The organism is Peribacillus sp. Hz7, assembly GCF_042136355.1.
GTDB classification, from domain to species: domain Bacteria; phylum Bacillota; class Bacilli; order Bacillales; family DSM-1321; genus Peribacillus; species Peribacillus asahii_A.
On record NZ_JBHHJV010000012.1, the window covers coordinates 68,279 to 89,229 of the forward strand.

Genomic DNA, 20,951 nt, shown 5'->3' on the forward strand with positions numbered 1-20,951 from the left:
AGGGTGAGGATAATATGTTATTACGTTATTTTTACGATGAAAAGTTAGCACACGCATCTTATTTAGTAGGTTGTCAAGCAAAAGGGGAAGCAGTCGTTGTCGACCCGATGCGTAATATTACTCCTTATGTTGAATTAGCAGAAAAAGAAAACTTAAAAATTGTTGGTGCACTAGAAACGCACATTCATGCAGATTTTGTATCTGGCTCACGTGAATTAGCCAATCGCTTTGGCACAACGATGTACATTTCGGATGAAGGGGATGCCGATTGGAAATATCAAAACATCGATAATGTGCCGCATCAATTATTAAAAGATGGCAATCAATTCACAATTGGGAATTTATTTTTTGAAGTGATGCACACACCTGGTCATACACCAGAAAGTATTTCATTTCTATTAACAGACCGCGGTGGTGTAGCTGATAAGCCAATGGGAATTTTTACAGGTGACTTTGTATTCGTGGGTGACATCGGTCGTCCCGATTTGCTAGAAAAAGCAGCAGGCATTCAAGGTACTTCAGAATCTGGTGCAAAGGCGATGTTTAGATCTATTGAACGTTTTAAAACGCTTCCAGACTATTTGCAATTATGGCCAGCGCACGGTGCAGGCAGTGCTTGTGGAAAAGCATTAGGCGCAGTACCATCTTCAACAGTCGGATATGAGAAACAATTTAACTGGGCAATGCAATTTGATAGTGAAACCGATTTTATTGAAGCATTATTAGATGGTCAACCAGAGCCTCCGTACTACTTCGCAGTGATGAAGTCAGTGAACAAGGTAGGCATTGAGTTAATTGAAAATTTACTCGAAGTGAAGTTTATCGAAAGTTTGGGACAAGTAAGGGAGCTATTACAAGCAGGAAACCAAGTGATTGATACGCGTGAAGCAGATGCATTTGCAAAAAGTCATATTGCAGGAACAATAAATATTCCATTTAATCAATCATTCACGAATTGGGCAGGCTGGTTAGTTGATTATAATAAACCGCTGTACCTATTAATCAATCCAGCAACATTAGATGACGTATTAATCGCCTTACGTTCAGTCGGGATTGATCAAGTGTTAGGCTATGCCAATGTCGAGCTGATGGTAGAACTTGAAGGAGAGCTTGATTCATACGAAAATGTGACACCGCTTGAAGCGAAAGATATGATTAATCAAGAAGACGTGTATGTATTAGATGTGCGCAATAAAACAGAGTTTGATGCAGGACATATTAAAGGAGCAGATCATATTATGCTCGGTACGTTATTACGTCGTATGGACGAAGTAATAACGGATAAAAAAATTATTGTTCAATGTCAGGCAGGAGGACGTTCAGCTATTGCAACAAGCGTTTTAAAATCAAAAGGTATCCATAATGTTGTGAATATGTCTGGCGGCTATTCACGCTGGTTACAAGATGTAAAATAAAAAGAAATGGAAAGCTGCCAATTTCGGTAGCTTTCTTACATTGAAAGAGGAATTGAACATGATCATTTTAGTTATATTCATTATTGGTGTAGCAAGTATCTTTTATAAGAGAAGTATGCCTGTTTTCGGAGTAAGAGAACGGACGTTGCAGTCTGTTCAAACAGATGTATGCATCGTAGACGTGAGAGACTATAACGAGTCATATAAAGGTGAGATTCCCCAAGCAATTAATGTGCCTGTTGCATACTTAAAGAGATATGTAGAAGAAATTCCAGGGGGAAATGTTCATATTGTTGCCAATTCGTCTCTTGAAAGAAATCTTGCAGTGCGGTATTTTAGAAAGCAACAATTAAACGTCGTGAGCTATACAATTGTTTCGAAATATGTAAATGAATCATGCTTGTTTGTTGTATGAATCACCAGCAGGGCCCTAGCAGTGATGCTTAGGGTTCTTATTAAAATATAGGCCCTATTTATATGACGCTAAGATTTGTAAATAGGTAGGCACTATTTTACAATGTTTTAACAAGGTTATATGAAGGAGAGGTTAGATGTGAACGAGCAAGCGCAGTTGAAAGAAAACAAGTATTTAAAGCAAGTGTTTGAATATATTCAAGATGGTATCATTATTATGAATCATGAGCGTGAAATTTTAATGATGAACCCTTCCGCAAGACGTTTAACAGGGTGGGAAGTCGGTCAGCATGTACCATTTTGCTCGTATTGTGAGAGGCGTACGAGAAAGCCTAATGAGCCTAAATGCTATTTAATCGCAAATAATGAGGTGCCGTACTTTTTATCAAAAATGCCCACGTATCAAGGCAGTAAAATTGATGTTGAGATGAGTACGGCACTTATATATACGGACCCAAAAAATAATCAACAGGAGTTTTTACTTGTGCTGCGTGACCAAACGCTTCAAAGGAAAGAAGAGGAAGCAAGAGTATCAAAGCTAATTATTAAAAAGTTAATTGAAGCGAAGGAATCTGAACATAAACGACTTGCCCAAGAATTGCACGATGGTGTCGGACAATCACTATATACGATTTCTGTTGCATTACAGGCAATTGAGTCTTATGTGACCAATAATGAAACGTTAGATCTCTACATTGCGGAAGTGCGCAAAGAGCTAAAAAAGGTAATGGAGGATGTAAGCGCTTATTCTTATCAACTGCGCCCACACAGCATTGATCAACTAGGTCTTGTACCAACGCTAAAAACGTTAGTGGAATCGGTACAAAATTTACATCCAGAAATGGCAATTTCATTTTATACAGATTTTAAAGAGCGTTGTCATCCGTCTGTTGAAATTAATCTATATCGTGTTGTACAAGAGGCATTACATAACATCACAAAATATGCCCGAGCGAGCAAAGTAGAAATTTGTTTAAAGAAAGATGATCACTATGTGAATTTAACGATTGTTGATAACGGTGTAGGCTTTAATCAAGGAAACATTCGAAGTGAGGGATTAGGTTTAAAGCATATGGAGGAACGCGTCACACAGCTGGGTGGAGATTTTCTCATCCGTTCATCAGTTGGGAATGGCACACAGATCAAAATTAAAATTCCGAAATGGAAGGAAGAATGAGAGTGATGAAGGTACTTCTTGTTGATGACCATGTATTAATACGAAAAGGTATCGTATTACTCTTAAATAATTATTTGGATATTGAGGTAGTCGGTGAAGCAGGAGATGGTGAGGAAGCAATTGGACTTGCCATACAATTAGAACCTGACATTGTGTTAATGGATATTTCGATTCCGAACGGCTTGGACGGCTTTACGGCAGCGCAGGAAATCCGGAAGCAGCTTAGTGATGTCAAGATTATTATGTTAACGATGCATAATCAAATTGTATATATTCAGAAGGCAATCGAAATAGAAGCTAACGGTTACATTTTAAAAAATAGCGAAGGCGGCAAGCTATATAAGGCATTAAAAACAGTATATAACGGAAAGGTGTTTTATGACGTTGGATTGCCTCCAGAACAGCTTGAAAAATTATTTAGGCAAAAAGGAAAAGGAAAGCAGGGCTTATTGACAGTTAGAGAGCAGGAAATTGTCCGTCTAACTGTTCTAGGCTATACGAATGTGCAAATTGGTGAGAGGTTATTTATTAGCAGTAAGACAGTTGAGAATCATAAGTCTAACATTATGCAAAAATTAGAACTTGGAAGTAAAGCAGAGCTCATTCAATATGGATTAACAAACAGTTTAGTTTAGGTGATTTCGGATGAAATTTTATGCTTAGTATAAGTGTTGCAAACAGAAGTATTTATGGAAATGTGAACTATGAAAATAGTTTTTCCTTTTTAAAATAGCTATGTTAAACAATAGTGCTCTCAAAACTTAACAGCGTTTTATAACAAAGTCTTTAAAATAGAATAGGCCCAATTAAAAAGAGTACCGCAAAGTGTGAGGCGGTACTTTTTTTGTATATATACATATTAACAAGATGCACAAAATGTGGCTGTTCTTTAGTGGAAAACCCCTATATTTTACGTAATTAGAACGCTCTATACTTAGGACAGATAGAGGATAAACATAGATGTTTAAGGAGTTGAAACAAGTGGATCTAGCTTACTTTATTATTATTTTCTTCATTGGCTTCATCGGTTCTTACGTATCTGGGATGCTGGGAATTGGAGGTTCAATTATTAAATACCCAATGCTTTTATATATTCCATCATTATTTGGAATAGCTGCTTTTACGGCGCATGAAGTATCTGGTATTAGTGCAGTACAAGTGTTTTTCGCATCGATTGCCGGGGTATGGGCATATCGAAAAGGAGGATATTTAAACAAATCACTCATTATATACATGGGAGGAGCGATTTTAACAGGTAGTTTCGTTGGAAGTTACGGTTCACAGTTCTTATCGGAGGATGGAGTTAATATTGTATACGGTGTGTTAGCGTTAATCGCAGCGGTGATGATGTTCGTTCCGAAAAAACAAATTGATGATAAAGCGAATGAAGAAGTAACGTTTAATAAGTTGTTAGCAGCTGTTTTAGCATTTATCGTCGGGATTGGCTCTGGTATTGTCGGAGCAGCAGGCGGCTTTTTATTGGTACCAATTATGCTCGTCATGCTTGGCATTCCAACACGTATGACGATTGCAACAAGCCTAGCAATTACGTTCATTTCTTCAATTGGTGGGACAGTCGGCAAGCTAATGACGGGACAAGTAGATTATGTACCAGCAGTGATTATGATTTTCGCAAGCCTTATTGCAGCTCCGCTTGGTGCCAAAATGGGTAAACGTATGAATACGAAGGTTTTACAAGGTATTTTAGCCATTCTAATTTTAGCAACGACGATTAAAATTTGGGTTGATATTTTATAAGAGGTGATGAACATGTACAAAACACAAGAACGAAAATTAATGCTATTAAGCTTTGGGGTTGCTGCAATTATGCTTATTTCATTAATAGGAAGAATATTCGGAAATTAGGAGTTGTTCCAAATGATTAATGAGTCTTCTGTATTTTGGAGTCGAATGCTAACAGAATTAACATTATCGTTTCACATTATTTATGCAACTATCGGCGTAGGTATACCACTTATGATTATGATTGCACAGTATGTCGGTTATAAAAAAAAGGATGAACATTATATTTTACTTGCAAGACGATGGGCACGCGGCTTTGTTATTACAGTTGCAGTCGGTGTCGTTACAGGTACAGCAATTGGTTTACAGCTTTCATTGCTATGGCCAAACTTTATGGAGCTGGCTGGTCAAGTTATTGCATTACCACTTTTTATGGAAACATTCGCTTTCTTTTTTGAAGCTATTTTCTTAGGGATTTACTTATACACGTGGGATCGGTTTAAAAACCATAAACGCCATATGCTGTTATTAGTGCCCGTTGCAATCGGTGCTTCAATGTCAGCGGTATTTATTACCATCGTAAATGCGTTTATGAATGCACCACAAGGGTTTGATGTTATAAATGGTGAACTGGTAAATATCCAACCAATTCTAGCGATGTTTAATCCGGCGATGCCAACGAAAGTAGCACATGTATTAGTGACAGCGTATATGACGTCTGCTTTTGTGCTAGCATCAATTGCCGCTTTCAATCTATTAAAAGGATCGAACCATATTTATCATAAAAAAGCGCTGTTTATGTTAATGAAATTAGGGTTAATTTTTGCTATTGCCGCTGCTGTAATTGGCGATTTCTCTGGTAAGTACTTAGCCGAATACCAACCTGAAAAGCTAGCGGCAGCTGAATGGCATTTCGAAACAGAAGACGGTGCTTCGCTTATTTTGTTCGGTGTATTAGATGATGAAGAAGTGAAGTATGCAATTGAAATTCCATATGCATTAAGCATTTTAGCACACAACAATCCAGCGGCAGAAGTCATTGGATTAGATCAGTACGCCGTGGAAAATGTTCCACCGCTATATATTCATTACTTGTTTGACATTATGGTCATGATTGGGATGTTTATGTTCGCATTAGCGGGGATATTTGTACTTGGAAAATGGCGTAACTGGAAGTTCATTTCAAGCAAATGGTTTAAATGGGGGATTGTTGCGGGAGGACCGCTGTCAATTATTGCAATTGAAGCTGGTTGGTGGCTAGCGGAAGTCGGTCGTCAACCATGGATTTTATACGGATATATGCGTACAGAAGAAGGGGCAACGGCCAGTAGTCATGTTGATGTGATGTTGTTGTTCTTTGCAGGGGTCTATATCATATTAGCAATCGGCAGTATAGTCGTTTTGATTCGTATGTTTAAGCGCAATCCGATTGAACGTGAAATTGAGGATCGTCATTTGCAGGATGGTGAACATGTATGAGTTTAGAGTTGTTAGGCATTTCAGTGTTATGGATTTTCTTATTCGGTTACGTAATTGTTGCATCAATTGATTTTGGAGCAGGTTTCTTTAATGCTTATAGTTTATTAACAGGGAAGCAGCATATTTTATCAAAAGTTATTAAACGATATTTGTCTCCTGTATGGGAAATTACGAACGTATTCCTCGTCTTTTTTTTCGTTGGCATCGTTGGTTTTTTTCCGCAAACAGCATTTTATTATGGTACGGTTTTATTAGTGCCGATGAGCATTTCGCTTATTTTAATTGCGATTCGCGGAAGCTATTATGCTTTTGAAGCTTATGGTACGAAGAAAGGACATAAAGGATATGCATTAGCTTACGGCTTAACAGGATTATTTATTCCAGCGTCATTATCTATTGTGTTTTCTATATCGGAAGGTGGCTTTGTTAATATTATAGAAAGTCAACCTATATTAGATTATGGTGCATTATTTACAAGTCCATTAGCATGGTCAATCGTTGTGTTAAGTATAGTAGCAGTGCTTTACATTTCAGCTGTGTTTTTAACATGGTATGCAAAAAAAGCAAACGACGAGAAGGCATCGAACTTAATGCGAAAATATGCGTTAATTTGGGCGTTCCCATTAATCATCAGTTCGTTAGGTATCATCATTGAACTAAAATCTTATCCGAATGAGCATTTTGCAGCTATGACCAATCTTTGGTGGATGTTTGCTATATCAGGCGTCTTATTTTTAGCAACGGTTTGGTTAATTTGGGCGCGCATAGGTCATGGTTTAGCGGTTATGTTATTAGTCCTGCAATTTGCGATTGCATTCTTTGTGTACGGCATTTCACATTACCCGTATTTACTTTATCCGTATTTAACGGTATATGATAGCTTTACAAACAAAGCAATGGCCATTTCATTAGTAGTTGCTTTTATTGCGGGGTTATGTTTATTGCTTCCTTCGTTGTACTTAGTGTTGAAGCTATTTTTATTTAATAAAGATTATGTTCGTGGTAATCAAGATTATCATGCATAGGAGGGGAAAATATGACTGATTTTCTAATTTTTTATGCCCCATTTATCGTTGTCGTTTTATCCATTATTGTAAGCTTTTATTTCGCATCTAAAGATGGCTGGGTGAAATAATCGTAATTTAGAAAGGAGAAAGAGCCCTTACGAGAACTATATTTTCACCTTTGCAAAATATAAATAAAAGGATGGGCACCGAAATAGAAGGTACCCATCCTTTTAATATCTGTAGGTTAAGGATTCCTTAGTTTCTCGTCCTTTTACAGCAGTACCAAGGGAAGCTATGGGGTTCTGGTGCACGGATTGTATTTATTTGAAAGATGACCCCAAAGTCTAGACATTCTTGTACTACACTTCTGGTTATCAGAGAATTAAACTTTTGTGGATTTTGAATAAAGTTTGATCATAAATCCTGTTGATGCAGGATTTTTTGTTTATTCAACACACGGGCCATATTGTGGGTGCGAAATGTTCCTTTTTTATTCAGGGCTCTGGTGCAAAAATTTCAGCTTGCATAAGACTAGGGTGCACTGGGAATATTTAGATTTTTTTATATTTTCTTCAAGTTTTTTCACCAGAACCACCAATCGATTAACTAAGTGACAATACTTCAAGACCACAACAAAAAGCTCTCTCACAAATTGTGAAAGAGCGGGAGTCTGTCAGTTACGCTTTTGTATAATTCAAATCCCAAATTATACCGAATGGATCTTGAACTTTTGCATATTTAGCACCCCAGAAAGTGTCTTGTAATTCCATTACAATAGAACCTTTCTGACTTAATTGAGCGTAGATGTGTTGAATTTCTTCTTCGCTTTCTAATTCAAGAACTAGTGAAATGTTATTGCCAGTCTCATAAGGCTGGTTAGGGAACACATCAGAAATCATAAGAAATAAAGAATCTTTTCTAAATTTCGCATGAATGATGAGATCATCAGCTTCTGGAGGAGTTGGGAAATCCGCTTCACCGTAAGTTTGTAATTCAACAACTTCACCTTGAAATACTTCTTTGTATAATTCTAACACTTGTCTCGCATTTCCGTTAAATATTAAATAGGGGGTTACTTGCTGTTTCATGTAATCACTCCTTTATTAAAGTAGAACGTTACCTAAGGTCATCCAACCATAACGTTTATTTCCACTTTTATTATATAAAGGTTAGTGAGGCTTTGTCCATAAAAACAAGAACTAACGTTCGAAGATTATGAGATGACCTAAATACTTTACTATTTTGTTCCAACACAGGATAATGGAATTAAGACTAAGAAAAAAATATTCTAGCGAGTTTTCTGATAGAAATGTTATGGAGGGGTATGGATGGAGAAGGGAGAAAAGCTAACTGCTTCTGTTGAGTCGATTGGATTGAGTCAAAGAGAATTTTTAACGTTATTTTTACTTCATTCTTTGTCGAAAAAAAGAAATTATCCACGGGCGATTCATGGTGAATTAAAGAGCTCTTTTACAGGAAAAGTACATAGTTATGACTATTTATGCAAAATTGCCAAACAACTTGTCGCATCTGGTCATCTTTCATTATACACGGAAAAAAGACGGAATTATTATCAAATTACGGACAAAGGGAAAGAATTATTCGCATGGTATCAAAATAATTTCTCCGCTCGTTTTACAGAAGTCAAAATGGTTATTGATCGGTTTGTATATGATTTAACGGGATCAGGGCCCAATCCAGCGGTTACACATGATCTTCCTGAAGAATATAGGTCGTATATTTCGAAAATTGTTTCTGTAAAAGATTTAGTTCGTTATGTTACGTTGAAAACTTTATTTTCAAAAAAACCGATTTATATGGGAGAAATTGCAGATCTGCTCAAGCATAAATTTGGTTGGATTGCGAGCAATGGATATCTGTATGATTTGTCTCATGAAATGGAGGAAATGGGGCTACTTGTTGGACGCTGGGAAAGTGAGAAGCGAACGAAGCGTTATTTACGTATTACAGATGAAGGGCAATACCATTATAAACAGATTGCAGATTCTGCCGCTCATCATGTTCAAGAAGTACAAAAATATTTAGCGAGTGTTCTCTCGTTTTTAGAAAAGGAATGAAGGTATGAAAAAACGTTATGAGAATCTAGATAACGTTTCAAACATGAAATCAATGAAGGATCTTTGGAAATGGCAGAAGGAAAGACGGCAGAAAAAGAAAGACTTATTACAGCAAATTCCACATGCAGAGCGGAAACAGATTAAGCAACTACAAGCAAATCGTTCTCATCCTTCAATTACATGGATTGGCCATTCAACGTTTTTGCTGCAATTGAATGGTCTGAATATTTTAACTGATCCCGTTTGGGCAAAAAGACAAGGTGTACAAAAGAGACAGACAGAGCCTGGTATATTACTTGAGGATCTACCTGAAATTGATGTTGTTGTGATTTCACATGGCCATTATGATCATCTTGATTTTGGTACCATTCGACGTTTGAAAGGGAATCCGACTTTTTATGTACCACATGGGCTAAAAAAAGCATTTGTCAGAAGAGGTTATCAACATACATATGAAGCAAATTGGTGGGATTCTTTTCAAGCAGGAGAAGTGACACTGTCCTTTGTTCCGGCACAACATTGGACAAGACGTACTTTATTCGATACAAATACCTCACATTGGGGTGGATGGGTGCTACAGAATGAGAAAACTTCTTTTTATTTTGTAGGAGATACCGGTTATTTTCGTGGTTTTCAAGAAATTGCTGAGAAATTTAAGCTTCAATATGTCCTCATGCCAATTGGGGCCTATGAACCAGAATGGTTTATGAGTGATTCTCATATTACTCCAGAAGATGCGGTACGAGCATTTCTTGAATTGTCAGGAGACTTTTTTATTCCTATGCATTACGGAGCCTATCGTTTAGCTGATGATACAGGGCCCGAAGCATTGGAACGACTTAATCAAGAGTGGGAGCGGCAACAACTTCCTGAGGAACAACTAAAAATACTCAGAATCGGAGAAACATTGTGGTGTTCATCGCTTTTGAGCTAAGTTGACTAAAGTGATAGAATTAAAGTAGATATTGTGTTTTATTAGGAAGGATGATGTTACGTGCCATTTTTTCAATCAAAGGAACAAGAGGATTATATCAATAGCTTAAATGCAGCCATTCAATTGTTTTCAGAACGTGCTGAAGCACTTGATGAATCAAGAGGTTTTCCTTTTGAAAATATGAAAGAGCTTAAGGAGTTCGGTTATCCTACATTAACATTAGCAAAAGAATACGGTGGGAGCGGAGGTTCGTTATATGATTTCCTACTAGCACAAGAAGCGATTGCTACTCAGTGTGGACCGACAGCATTAGCTATTGGCTGGCATGTCGGGACCGTCCTTTCGTTAACTGAAAAAAAGCCATGGAATTCTGATGTACTGGATGAATTTTTTCAAGAAGTAGCAAATGGCGCGATTGTGAATACAGCAGCAACAGAGCCGAATTCAGGAAGTCCTACGCGTGGTGCACGTCCTGAGACAGTAGCCACTAAACAAGGTAACCAATGGAGTATCACTGGACGAAAAACGTTCACGACACTTTCATATATTTTAGACATTATTCTTGTTACAGCTTGGATACAAGAAGAAGAGACGATGGGGACTTTTTTAATTCATCGAAATCTAGACGGTGTAAGTATTGAAGAAACATGGGATATGGTATCTATGCAAGGAACAGGCAGCCATGATTTAGTGCTACAAGATGTAATAGTACCAGAAAAGTATTTAGTTGTGCGGCAGCAGCCAGGAAAGAAACAAGGTGAAGGGTGGCTTCTACATATTCCAGCATGTTATTTAGGCATTGCTACGGCAGCTAGGAACTATGCCGTTGAGTTTGCGAAAACGTATAAGCCGAATAGTCTTCCAAGCCCAATTCGTGATTTGCCAAATGTGCAACGTACAATTGGTGAAATCGAATTAGAACTAGCAGAGGCACGCCACTTTCTTTATTCTGTGGCTGAAAAATGGGAACAACAACCAGAGCAGCGTCCATTTTTAATGAAAGAACTAGGAGCGGTGAAGCATTCTGTAACAAATCATGCTATTTCAGTTGTGGATAAAGCGATGCGTGTCGTTGGTGCAAAGAGCTTACAGCGAAACAATCCGCTACAGCGTTATTATCGTGACGTTCGTGCAGGACTGCACAATCCACCGATGGATGATGCAACGATTACACTGTTAGCGAAGTCCGCTTTGTATGATTAAAGAGAAAGAACACTAAACCTTAAATGGGTTTTAGTGTTCTTTTTTATTCCTTTCATGTAAAATTGTAGGTAATTTACATAGAGGGGAAGGAATGTAGTGAGTAAAGTAAACCATCAATCTATTATTCAATTTTCTAAAACAAGTATAGAATTGGCACCACAATATTATAATTATGCGTTTGCCATTCATAACATACAAAAAAAGCTTACAGAAGAAACAGGAAAGAAATTTCAACTATTTTCTGATGGTGAAACCTCTAATGAAATCTGGGAAGTACTTGAAGAAGATTTAATCATTCATCCTGATCGTGTTCGATCACTTGCTACTGTGTATGATTGTGTAGAAACAGGTGTCATTTCATCTAATCATAATGATAAACAAATGGAATTCCTTGTTAAAGCAAGTATTAATAATCATTTATACTATTATCCAGACTATCAGATTGCGCTCGTACGAATGCCAATTTATCAAACGCATGACAATATGGAACATGATTATGTATTTGCGGAAAACGAACAGGTATTAGGGAACTTTTTAACGTATGTATTAAAGCGGAAACGCGAATATATTAAAGATTATGTAACTGTATTTATTGATACGGAAGACGGCGTTGAAAATGAAAAAGAAAAGATTACGAATCTCGTTACACGTGAGGATGTTTTTTTAGAAGAGTCTATGAAAAAGCAAATTTACCGCTCGATTGATGAATTTTTCACAAACAGCGGAGAGTTTTTCAAAACGTATCAAATCCCGTATAAACGAGGAATTTTACTGTATGGTAAACCTGGAAACGGAAAAACAACGCTTGTTAAATCGATTGCAAACAGTATTTCAGCACCTGTAGCATACTGGCAAATTACAGAATATACAACAAGTTATTCGATTAAAGAAGTATTTTCATCTGTTGCGAAAATGGCACCAATGGTCTTAGTTATTGAAGACATTGACTCCATGCCAGAAGAAGTACGTTCAGTATTCCTCAATACATTAGATGGGGCAACGTCTAAAGAAGGTATCTTTTTAATTGGAACAACAAATTATCCAGAAAAAATCGATCCAGCGCTTATTAACCGGTCAGGACGATTTGATCGTGCTTATGAAATAAAAGGACCAACACAAGAGATGCGTTATCAATATTTACTAAAGAAAAACATTACCAATCTAATCTCTAAAGAAGATCTAACATTGATTGCAAATTCAACAGATGGTTTTTCATTTGCGCAACTAAATGAAGTATATAATGCCGTCGCGCTTCAATGGCATTATGAACAGCAAGTAGACGTATTAGATATTTGCAACGAATTAAAAGCGGATAATCGAAAAAGTAAAGAGTTATCCTGGGATTCAGATAGTGAAACGAAGGTAGGATTTAACTTTTAATACTAATATATATAGCAAAAGCAAAAAACCAACGACTAATGATGTTGGTTTTTTCTAATCCAAAATTAAAAAGTTTTACGGATATGGATGCTGATAGCTTATTATCGTTAAATATTGTAGAGTGTCGAATCCCTGTAAACGAATTACTTTTTTAGAAACAAGTGAATATATTCGAAGTGAACTAAACTCGAAAGTGTTTGCTATTGCTATTAAGAAAGGCAAAAAATACAGGGGCGTTGATTAGGTTGGAAAAAATTTAACAGAAAAAAATTTAAGAACGACTGATTTACGAGGAGCATATTTAATTGCTGCTGATTTACGAAACTCAGATCTAAGAGATGTTGATTTTATTGGCGCTGATTTGCGTGATACTAATTTAAGTGGAGCAAATCTTTCTACAAGTATGTTTTTAACTTAAATGCAAGTTAATTCCGCCAAAGGCAACGATAAAACGATATTACCAGCGCACATACAGAAGCCATCTCATTGAATTAATTGATTGTATTCTTGTTTAAAAGTAAAGAGTTTTATTTTAATTTTAAAGGGAAAATATTATACTTAAATTTCCTAAGAAGCTTTTTATAGCAAACTAATTAAATATCAAAAAATGATAATCATTTTATTAATTAATTTTTTGATGATTTATACAACCGCCAATAATTACTTAAATAAATGGCTGGTCGTATTTATTTAAGTAATTTATTTATATAGAAATAAACATGAAAAAATTCATTTCGTCTCAATATCATAAGTAATCTTAGTTTTTGAGATATTTTTTCTAATAAAAATACAGCTTCTGATAACACATATTATGTAAACTAGAAAAATGTAAAAAATAAGATAGCCTATTATACAGACTATATGGCAATCCCCTACATCACAAAATTAGTTTATAATTTATTTATCAATTCGAATTCTTTATGATTTAACAGATATTCTAAAAACATCATTTGTTCTTTGGAATGCTGCGACATGTTCATTCTTTTATAAGTTATATAATTTCCTATTTGATGTTTGTAAATAATGTCGGCTAACCGTGGTAGATTTTGTTTACCTTTAACCCAGACACGATAAATAGGATTTCCTGTTTTAGTCACTTGATGTGTAATTTCTGAACGTAATCCCCAAGCTTGAAATACTAATAAAAGTTCTTCAGCAAAACATTGACTACCTGATGTAACATTCATGACATATCCTCTTTTTTGAACCCACCCATCTCCATCAATCACTCCTCTTACAAATGACGGTAAAAACTCTTTCGGTACATCGGGAAATGGGACCGTCAAAGATTTATTGGGAAATATACCAAACTTCTCAAGGTCCTTTTTTATTTCTTTAGAATTAATAAGTAAAATTGGCGTTGATCTTGTCGGGCCTGTTGATGCTAATACATAGTCTGCTTCCATATATTTTGCAATTGAACGAAGGATTCTTTCATCCTTCTGAGCAAATGAAATATTCTGAAGTTTCTTATTAACATGTCCATCTGTCACAAATAATCCTAATACCCAGGCCATTTCATGTGTCCATATTTTAAAGAAATCTTCATTCACTTTATGTTTACGTGGAGGTTTTCTGATATCTACTCCATGTTTATACATCACATTACGAATAGCTCGATTAGACAGTCCTACTATCGGCTCCATCTCTTTATAAGGCATACCTGCTTTATACATTTCAATAATCATTTCGTCTGTAACACCTGGATTTCTTGGCACGCTTTTTCCTCCTTTGTTTATCCGTATAACTTGTCCTATAATTTTTAAAGGACATACATAAATGTAAACAAACACAGTACTCCAGCTAAAAATGAATATAGATATTCGTCTTGAATATATTTTTCCTAAATTATCCTTTTTATCATTATACAAACTAGTGTTCGTTTAATCAAATACAAATAAGATCATTTCATAAATTTTTTCCAAAGGAAAAAGCCCATATAAATGGACTTTAAGATGATTTTGATGTGTATATCAGGTTAAATATGGTGTATCCTCCTATCTTTTAATTATATTAATATATAAAAATTTTAGTAATATGCCAAAAATCACGGATTATGACCTGTATAATATTATATTTAAATAGTTTATATCAAGTTTTCTACAAACTAACTCCAAGAGGACTCATTCGAGTTTAATATGATCCCAACATTCTTTGCAAAATATGTTTCATATTGAACAGAATAATCTTTTTCTCCACCCTAGACCTATACGTTGTATAATCGCTACATCTTTAAATGTCCCTGCCTTAATCGTTACCATTCTTTTGTATCAAAAATTTCACAAGAATAATCGCCGCTCTTTCATTCTTTCATTATCAACTTTTGTACTTATTAATAATAGTTTTTAAGTAGCTTTTAGTTAAATATTTAAGCGGCATTTCATCTGATAATCAAAATGATGGAATTCAATTAGACTACAAAGTGTAAATCAGTTGGCCCGCTATTCAAGAATGAATGATTGAGAAACTTTCAAAAGGTCGGAGCTCACACTTACTGTTCCTTGCTCCATACGAGATGATGAACACAGTAAGGAAAAACAGTTTAAATCGATCTATTACTTCACCCTCAATTGAACTTGGCTTTATGTGTTGGCAGGATATTTACGAATCGTTACTGAACCTAGATATTAATCAATTTGAAACAGGACAGCATTCAACTGACCTGCTTCTTTACTTCAATAAGAATAGCTATACTTCCTTCTTGAAGTATGGCGCCTGGAAAGATTTTAAATAGAAATTAACTAGATTACATTCTTTTAGTGACACTATTTAAGATAAGTAGATATTGACTTTACCTCCTGCAGCTGACGCTTTTCCTTAATCAAAAGCACTCCAATCAGGCCAATCATGGAGAAGATAACTGGAGTGATGAAACCATAGTAGTATCCATCGCTTATACTACCTGAAGCAGTTTGAAAATAATCCAATACTTTTCCAAAAATACTTGGCAGCAATACGGCACTTAGAAATCCACCCGTATTCGCAAACCCAGAGACAATGCCAGATTCTATGATAGGAAAAGATTGACGAACGGCAGCAAAAGTTAAGGCATTTGCCCCATATGCAAGGCCAATAATAAAGAAAAGCATAGTTAACAAGAAAAATGGCGGATTTCCATTAAATAAAAGAAAGATTGACCAAGTCGATAAAAGAATGATGTGAACAACAACATACGGCCATTTAATTGTTTCTAACTGACTAGAAATCCAACTAGCTAGAGGAGCACCAATAAGTGCCCCGATTAGGCCAATCATAATAAGCTCACTCGCACCTGAACGTGTCATTCCATACACATTCATCCCATAGGGCACTCCCCACGAACTGATAAATCCAACATACGTTCCAACAATTCCAAAGTGACAACAGAATAAAGCCCATGCTTGCCGATTCGAAAATATTCTTCGTAGTAAAACCAATGTTTTTTCACGTTGTATTTCATTTTTTATAAATACTGATTGTTTTGGTTTTTTTAAAAGTACAAAATAAAGGAGAATGCCACATAAGCATAGGAACAGTCCCGTAAAAAAAAATGCTGTCCTCCAACCAAGGAAGTCAATTAATAAGGAGAAAGGAACTGTCGCCAAAAGGAAACCAAGGCTTCCTGTCATTGCTGCTATACCAATTAATCGTGTAAATTCCTTTGCATTAAACCATTGGCTCAAAATTAACACCATATTGACCCAGATGGTCGCATCCCCTGTCCCGGTTAAAATTCTGGAAAAAAATAAGAAAAATTCATTCGTGCCAAAGCTATAAAGGATTGTACCTAAACCTGTAAGGATTGCACCAATAATTAGAAAGAAATTGGGTCCAAAACGATCAGCCAAAATCCCCATCGGAATTTGCAAACCCGTATACACAAAAAATTGGATACTTGTCAGTAACCCAATTGTTGTTGCTGTTACATTAAAATCTAACATTACTTGGTCGGTAATCAATCCTGGAGCAGTACGCTGGCTCGACATTAATAAATAAGTAAACAATACAGAAGCAAATACAACCCATCTAAATCGGCTATTTTGTTTGTCCAATGATATCTACTCCTGTTAGGCTTTTACTCTATATATATGGCTTTTTGTAACGGTAGGAACCAGTTTTTTAATAAGTAATTTTTATGGCTTGAATTAGGATTAGAAACCCCTTTCGGTTACTCTATTTAGCTATTCCGTTGGAAAGATTGTCAATCGCTTGAACAGCTAGCTCCAACGCTTTAATTCTTCGTTCTAAAAGCGTTCTTTGAGGACTACCTGCCTTTAACTTAGCATAACTGCTCTCAATTGATGGAAATAAACCAGTAAGAACATTGCGGGCTTCTGCTAAATCTTCCAGGGTGTAATGATGGGGTCTTTGATTCCAAACGTTTTCCAGCATGGCTAAGCCGATATAACTAGCTTTGAGTCGTTTCTTTACTAAGGTAGTATTTGCGCCTTTCTGAGTCATCGTAGCCAAGGTTTTTTCAAGTTTTCTAATTGTTGATTGGAAGGATTTTATTGATTCCAATTTATCTACATTTGATACGTTTTCCATGTCAGTATCGTCCTCCATTCGTCTCTGTATTATTTTGTTTAAAGATGTAGATATTCTTCTTAATTTATATAAACCAATGTTCCTTAAAATAAAAGTAAGTTAATACCCCGCTCTAAAACGTTAAAAAAGCACTACTCCGTACGAAGGTAGTGCCTCTCTTATATTTTTTATATCATCAAAATTTCACGAATATCCTCTTCGGTTAAAATGCCTGCTGCTTTTTCTTCTGAATCGATAATGTCTGCAATAAGCTCTCTCTTTTTTTCCTGAAGCTCATTCATTTTTTCTTCTATTGTGCCACGGGCAACAAGTTTGATAACCTGTACAACATTTTTCTGACCAATTCGATGGGCACGGTCTGCCGCTTGCTCCTCAACCGCAGGGTTCCACCAAAGATCATATAAGATGACTGTATCCGCACCTGTTAGGTTTAGTCCTGTACCTCCTGCTTTTAGAGAAATAAGAAACAAATCTCGCTCACCATCATTAAATCGATTGCAGATTTCCACTCTTTCCTCTGAAGAGGTTTGTCCATCAAGATAAAAATATGTTTGACCTCGCGTTGTTATCTCTCTACCTATCAGCTCAAGCATTTTTGTGAATTGGGAAAATATTAACACCCTCCTTCCAGAAAGTCTTGATTCCTCTAGTATTTGTAGCAACTGCTCGTATTTTGCTGAGCTTCCCGTATAGCCATCTACAAACAAGGCAGGGTGACAACAAATTTGTCGCAATCTTGTCAATCCCGCTAAAATTCTAATACGATTTTTTCGAATAGTATCCTTGTCCAGGTGTTTCAATGTATCATGTCGCAGCTTTGCTAAATATGCTGCATAAAGCTTTTTTTGTTCAGGCAGCAGCTCTGATACTTCAAGCGACTCAATTTTTTCAGGTAACTCGGCAAGTACCTCCTCTTTTATTCTACGAAATAAAAAAGGACGAACCCTTCGAGCAATTGTTTTCCTTGAAAGATGACTATATTCCTTTAATCCTTGGAATAGCTGTGGAAAGACAATATGATAAATCGACCAAAGCTCTTCAAGTGAGTTTTCCACCGGTGTTCCTGTAAGGCCGAAACGATTATTTGCTTGTATTCTTTTAACAGCTCGAGCCGTTTGGGTCAATGGATTTTTAAATGTCTGTGCCTCATCAAAGAAAACAGTATGAAACGTTTGATCCTCATACCACTTTATATCCTGACGTAGTAACGGATAGGACGTAATAATGACATCTATATTTTTGATATCTTTTTGTAGCTCTTTTCGATCCGCTTTATTCCCATCTATGACGATCGCTTGAAGATTAGGAGCAAATTTCATCATTTCATGTAGCCAGTTATACGTTAAGGATGACGGGCAAACAATGAGAACTGGGAGACTCCTATCACGAATGCTTGAAAGCTCAGAAACAATAAAAGTAATACTTTGCAACGTTTTGCCAAGCCCCATATCATCGGCTAGAACACCGCCAAATCCATAGCTAGCAAGTGCTTTCATCCATTTATATCCGTGTTTTTGATAGTCCCTTAATATGTTATCTAAACTTTGTGGCACCTCAAAATTCAAGTTACCTGGGTTAAGTATATAATCAAGAAACTGACTGAACGATTCCTCTACCGTGAAGACTTGACTATCATCAATAAAATCAAGGTGTTTAAGACTTTGAATAATAGGCATATTTAGACTAGCTTCAAAGTCTTCATCCTGAACCGGAACTTCATTCAGAAAACGATGGATTTCTTTCATTTCCTTTGTCTCGAGAGATAGAAGTGATCCATTTGGAAGGCGGTAATATTTTCGCTTTTCTTCTAGTGCTGTTAAAATCTCCCGAATCTGTTTGTCAGCAATTCCATCCATCTCAAATTTGAATTCCAGCCAATTGGTGCGTTCTTTTTTAACTTTCACTCTAATTTTTGGATGAGCATTCTTTCTCACGATGCGATTTCGAACGGCTGTTGTCGCATAAATTTGGACGAGTGGATGAAGCTTTGGAACAACATGATATAAAAATTCATATTCCAGTGCCTCATTTTGCATATAATAACCGCCTTCTGTTTTGGAAAACCCGCTCCCCTCCATGAGCTGAAGGATTTCCTCTTCCTTTTCCAGATCCCTTATAATCATTGGTCCTGTTGGGATGTCTCGGCTTTCTAGTGGTTGAATAACAACATTTTCATATTGAAATTCTAGTCCTGCCAGCAGTCGATTTTTCAGACGATCCAAGTAAAGCTTGGCAATAAGCGGGGTTTTCATAATCTCCTGAGATAACGCTTTAGACAGTTGAACATCGCCAATTTTTTTCAGACCTGGTACAATCTTTTTTAGAAAAAAATCCATTTGTTCATGTGGAATCGGAATGTGATTCGTATCCGGAGATGCTAGCATTTGCTTTAGTTTGGATAATCGTTCACAGTCCTGCCCTTCTAACTGAAAGACTATTCCGTCACATAGCACAGAACTATAGGAATTCAAAACGACCATTCGGTCAAAGCCTTTAATCGTCAATTGGTAATCGTCGCCTTCGGTTTCTTTAAATGTAAACTGTATAGGAGGTGGTCCATCCAGAATTCGCAGGCTCTCAAAAGAATGACCATTATGCTCAATCGTTACCAATGAGGTCTTTGTAAGTAAAGGAACGAGCCCCATCCAAGTGGATGGTGGAATAAGTAATGTTTGATTACGAACTGTACAGTCAGAAAGGTTCGATAATGCTTCCAAAAAGGACTTTTCATCCTGGACGACCCGGATGAGCTGATGAATAACTGCATCTGAATCGTTTGAAAAGCAATGAAGGCTTGGATTATACCTAAATGTAGAGGATAGTGTACTAGGTTCCCCATGTTTTACGTTCTGTAGAAAGCCTCGAATATTTTGTAGCTTCATATGACCAATCTTTACTTCTATTCCAAACAAGTACTGACCGTTCCCGATGGAGAACGGTTTACAGGTAAACATGACATCCAGTACTTCTCTTTTTTCAAAATGAAGCTGATGTCCACTTGTTCGAGTTGGTCTGTCATTGAAGAGCGTTATGAATTCTTCTGTCAGCTCTCCATGATTGGATTGCATGCCTTGTACATCGATAGGAAACGTTTCCTGACGTTGATGTTCATAAATAGCTAATAAAACTGCCGCAATGTGTTGGCAACACTTTTGAAAATTCGGTAGCGTAGGACAGCTGCATTTCGTGTGAATGTTCCCTGTCCCGTCTTTTTCAATTGTGACATGAAAGTCTTCCGTTCCATTAACGGTGGCTTCACAGAAATCAGAACTATACTGGTTAAACGTTACTTTACTCGCTCGATAAAAAGAGTCTCCTCTTTTGAAGGAGACGGTACCGCACATTTCTTTTATTATCTTGTAATTCACTTTTATATCCATGTACTCCCGCTCCCTCCTTTCTATTTGTCGAAAGGTATCTATATTTTAGAAGTCTATACTATTTTTCTTCACTCGTCCCCATTTTATCATGTATTCTTTATTCAATCGAATCATTCGCCATTTAACTAACCTGTCCTGTTAGCCTACCATAAGACTATGTCTCACCACATAAAATACATTCTTACATGGTATTTTATGTACAAACCTTCACAAT

The 20,951-nt window shown here is 36.5% G+C and carries 18 protein-coding genes; 13 read left to right on the forward strand and 5 right to left on the reverse strand.

Annotated features, from left to right (window positions below; all coding sequences use genetic code 11):
- Window positions 1–14: 14 nt before the first annotated feature.
- From ACE199_RS15910 to cydS, 8 genes are all read left to right on the forward strand, one after another.
- Complete coding sequence (locus tag ACE199_RS15910) at window positions 15–1,415, forward strand: MBL fold metallo-hydrolase (protein WP_375350663.1); 1,401 nt, start codon at window positions 15–17, stop codon at window positions 1,413–1,415.
- A 58-nt stretch (window positions 1,416–1,473) separates the two neighbouring features.
- Window positions 1,474–1,830 carry a rhodanese-like domain-containing protein gene (locus tag ACE199_RS15915; protein ID WP_375350664.1) on the forward strand — a complete coding sequence of 119 codons (357 nt, stop codon included), beginning with the start codon at window positions 1,474–1,476 and terminating at the stop codon, window positions 1,828–1,830.
- Between the two features lie 138 nt (window positions 1,831–1,968).
- A complete protein-coding gene (locus ACE199_RS15920) occupies window positions 1,969–3,006 on the forward strand; it encodes a PAS domain-containing sensor histidine kinase (RefSeq protein ID WP_375350665.1) in 1,038 nt (345 codons plus the stop codon).
- A gap of 2 nt (window positions 3,007–3,008) precedes the next feature.
- Window positions 3,009–3,641 carry a response regulator gene (locus ACE199_RS15925; protein ID WP_375350666.1) on the forward strand — a complete coding sequence of 211 codons (633 nt, stop codon included), beginning with the start codon at window positions 3,009–3,011 and terminating at the stop codon, window positions 3,639–3,641.
- Between the two features lie 325 nt (window positions 3,642–3,966).
- Entirely contained in the window at window positions 3,967–4,764 is a 798-nt protein-coding gene (locus ACE199_RS15930; RefSeq protein WP_375350667.1) for a sulfite exporter TauE/SafE family protein, read from the forward strand.
- Window positions 4,765–4,884: 120 nt separating this feature from the next.
- Window positions 4,885–6,228, forward strand: a complete 1,344-nt coding sequence (locus ACE199_RS15935; protein ID WP_375350668.1) for a cytochrome ubiquinol oxidase subunit I — start codon at window positions 4,885–4,887, stop codon at window positions 6,226–6,228.
- Complete coding sequence (locus ACE199_RS15940; RefSeq protein ID WP_375350669.1) at window positions 6,225–7,253, forward strand: cytochrome d ubiquinol oxidase subunit II; 1,029 nt, start codon at window positions 6,225–6,227, stop codon at window positions 7,251–7,253. Before ACE199_RS15935 ends, ACE199_RS15940 begins: the two co-directional genes overlap by 4 nt.
- A gap of 11 nt (window positions 7,254–7,264) precedes the next feature.
- The gene (gene cydS / locus ACE199_RS15945; protein WP_375350670.1) at window positions 7,265–7,363 is read left to right on the forward strand and encodes a cytochrome bd oxidase small subunit CydS family protein; all 99 of its coding nucleotides are present in this window, start codon (window positions 7,265–7,267) and stop codon (window positions 7,361–7,363) included.
- A 549-nt stretch (window positions 7,364–7,912) separates the two neighbouring features.
- Here the strand turns inward: cydS and ACE199_RS15950 are convergent.
- A complete protein-coding gene (locus ACE199_RS15950) occupies window positions 7,913–8,323 on the reverse strand; it encodes a VOC family protein (protein ID WP_375350671.1) in 411 nt (136 codons plus the stop codon).
- A 240-nt stretch (window positions 8,324–8,563) separates the two neighbouring features.
- Between ACE199_RS15950 and ACE199_RS15955 the strand changes: the two genes are divergently transcribed.
- From ACE199_RS15955 to ACE199_RS15975, 5 genes are all read left to right on the forward strand, one after another.
- Window positions 8,564–9,313, forward strand: a complete 750-nt coding sequence (locus tag ACE199_RS15955; RefSeq protein ID WP_375350672.1) for a helix-turn-helix transcriptional regulator — start codon at window positions 8,564–8,566, stop codon at window positions 9,311–9,313.
- A gap of 4 nt (window positions 9,314–9,317) precedes the next feature.
- On the forward strand, window positions 9,318–10,247 hold the full coding sequence (locus ACE199_RS15960; protein ID WP_375350673.1) for an MBL fold metallo-hydrolase: 930 nt from the start codon (window positions 9,318–9,320) through the stop codon (window positions 10,245–10,247).
- A gap of 60 nt (window positions 10,248–10,307) precedes the next feature.
- A complete protein-coding gene (locus ACE199_RS15965) occupies window positions 10,308–11,450 on the forward strand; it encodes an acyl-CoA dehydrogenase family protein (protein ID WP_375350674.1) in 1,143 nt (380 codons plus the stop codon).
- A gap of 96 nt (window positions 11,451–11,546) precedes the next feature.
- The gene (locus ACE199_RS15970; protein ID WP_375350676.1) at window positions 11,547–12,830 is read left to right on the forward strand and encodes an AAA family ATPase; all 1,284 of its coding nucleotides are present in this window, start codon (window positions 11,547–11,549) and stop codon (window positions 12,828–12,830) included.
- 304 nt (window positions 12,831–13,134) lie between these two features.
- Window positions 13,135–13,248, forward strand: coding sequence for a pentapeptide repeat-containing protein (locus ACE199_RS15975; RefSeq protein ID WP_375350704.1), 114 nt, complete (start codon window positions 13,135–13,137; stop codon window positions 13,246–13,248).
- 472 nt (window positions 13,249–13,720) lie between these two features.
- Here the strand turns inward: ACE199_RS15975 and ACE199_RS15980 are convergent, their stop codons facing one another.
- The 4 genes from ACE199_RS15980 to ACE199_RS15995 form a co-directional block, all read right to left on the reverse strand.
- A complete protein-coding gene (locus ACE199_RS15980) occupies window positions 13,721–14,548 on the reverse strand; it encodes an LAGLIDADG family homing endonuclease (protein ID WP_375350677.1) in 828 nt (275 codons plus the stop codon).
- A 1,047-nt stretch (window positions 14,549–15,595) separates the two neighbouring features.
- Entirely contained in the window at window positions 15,596–16,861 is a 1,266-nt protein-coding gene (locus ACE199_RS15985; protein WP_375350678.1) for an MFS transporter, read from the reverse strand.
- Between the two features lie 121 nt (window positions 16,862–16,982).
- Window positions 16,983–17,357 (reverse strand): hypothetical protein, encoded by a 375-nt coding sequence (locus ACE199_RS15990; protein WP_375350679.1) that lies wholly within the window; start codon window positions 17,355–17,357, stop codon window positions 16,983–16,985.
- A gap of 167 nt (window positions 17,358–17,524) precedes the next feature.
- Window positions 17,525–20,737, reverse strand: a complete 3,213-nt coding sequence (locus tag ACE199_RS15995; RefSeq protein ID WP_375350680.1) for an SNF2 helicase associated domain-containing protein — start codon at window positions 20,735–20,737, stop codon at window positions 17,525–17,527.
- Between the last annotated feature and the right edge of the window lie 214 nt (window positions 20,738–20,951).

What these genes read in the sequence shown, in the direction of transcription:
- ACE199_RS15910 (WP_375350663.1), top strand. Translation starts at nt 15, where the DNA reads ATGTTATTACGTTATTTTTACGATGAAAAGTTAGCACACGCATCTTAT.
- ACE199_RS15915 (WP_375350664.1), top strand. Translation starts at nt 1,474, where the DNA reads ATGATCATTTTAGTTATATTCATTATTGGTGTAGCAAGTATCTTTTAT.
- ACE199_RS15930 (WP_375350667.1), top strand. Translation starts at nt 3,967, where the DNA reads ATGTTTAAGGAGTTGAAACAAGTGGATCTAGCTTACTTTATTATTATT.
- ACE199_RS15935 (WP_375350668.1), top strand. Translation starts at nt 4,885, where the DNA reads ATGATTAATGAGTCTTCTGTATTTTGGAGTCGAATGCTAACAGAATTA.
- ACE199_RS15940 (WP_375350669.1), top strand. Translation starts at nt 6,225, where the DNA reads ATGAGTTTAGAGTTGTTAGGCATTTCAGTGTTATGGATTTTCTTATTC.
- cydS (WP_375350670.1), top strand. Translation starts at nt 7,265, where the DNA reads ATGACTGATTTTCTAATTTTTTATGCCCCATTTATCGTTGTCGTTTTA.
- ACE199_RS15950 (WP_375350671.1), bottom strand. Translation starts at nt 8,323, where the DNA reads ATGAAACAGCAAGTAACCCCCTATTTAATATTTAACGGAAATGCGAGA.
- ACE199_RS15955 (WP_375350672.1), top strand. Translation starts at nt 8,564, where the DNA reads ATGGAGAAGGGAGAAAAGCTAACTGCTTCTGTTGAGTCGATTGGATTG.
- ACE199_RS15960 (WP_375350673.1), top strand. Translation starts at nt 9,318, where the DNA reads ATGAAAAAACGTTATGAGAATCTAGATAACGTTTCAAACATGAAATCA.
- ACE199_RS15990 (WP_375350679.1), bottom strand. Translation starts at nt 17,357, where the DNA reads ATGGAAAACGTATCAAATGTAGATAAATTGGAATCAATAAAATCCTTC.
- ACE199_RS15995 (WP_375350680.1), bottom strand. Translation starts at nt 20,737, where the DNA reads ATGGATATAAAAGTGAATTACAAGATAATAAAAGAAATGTGCGGTACC.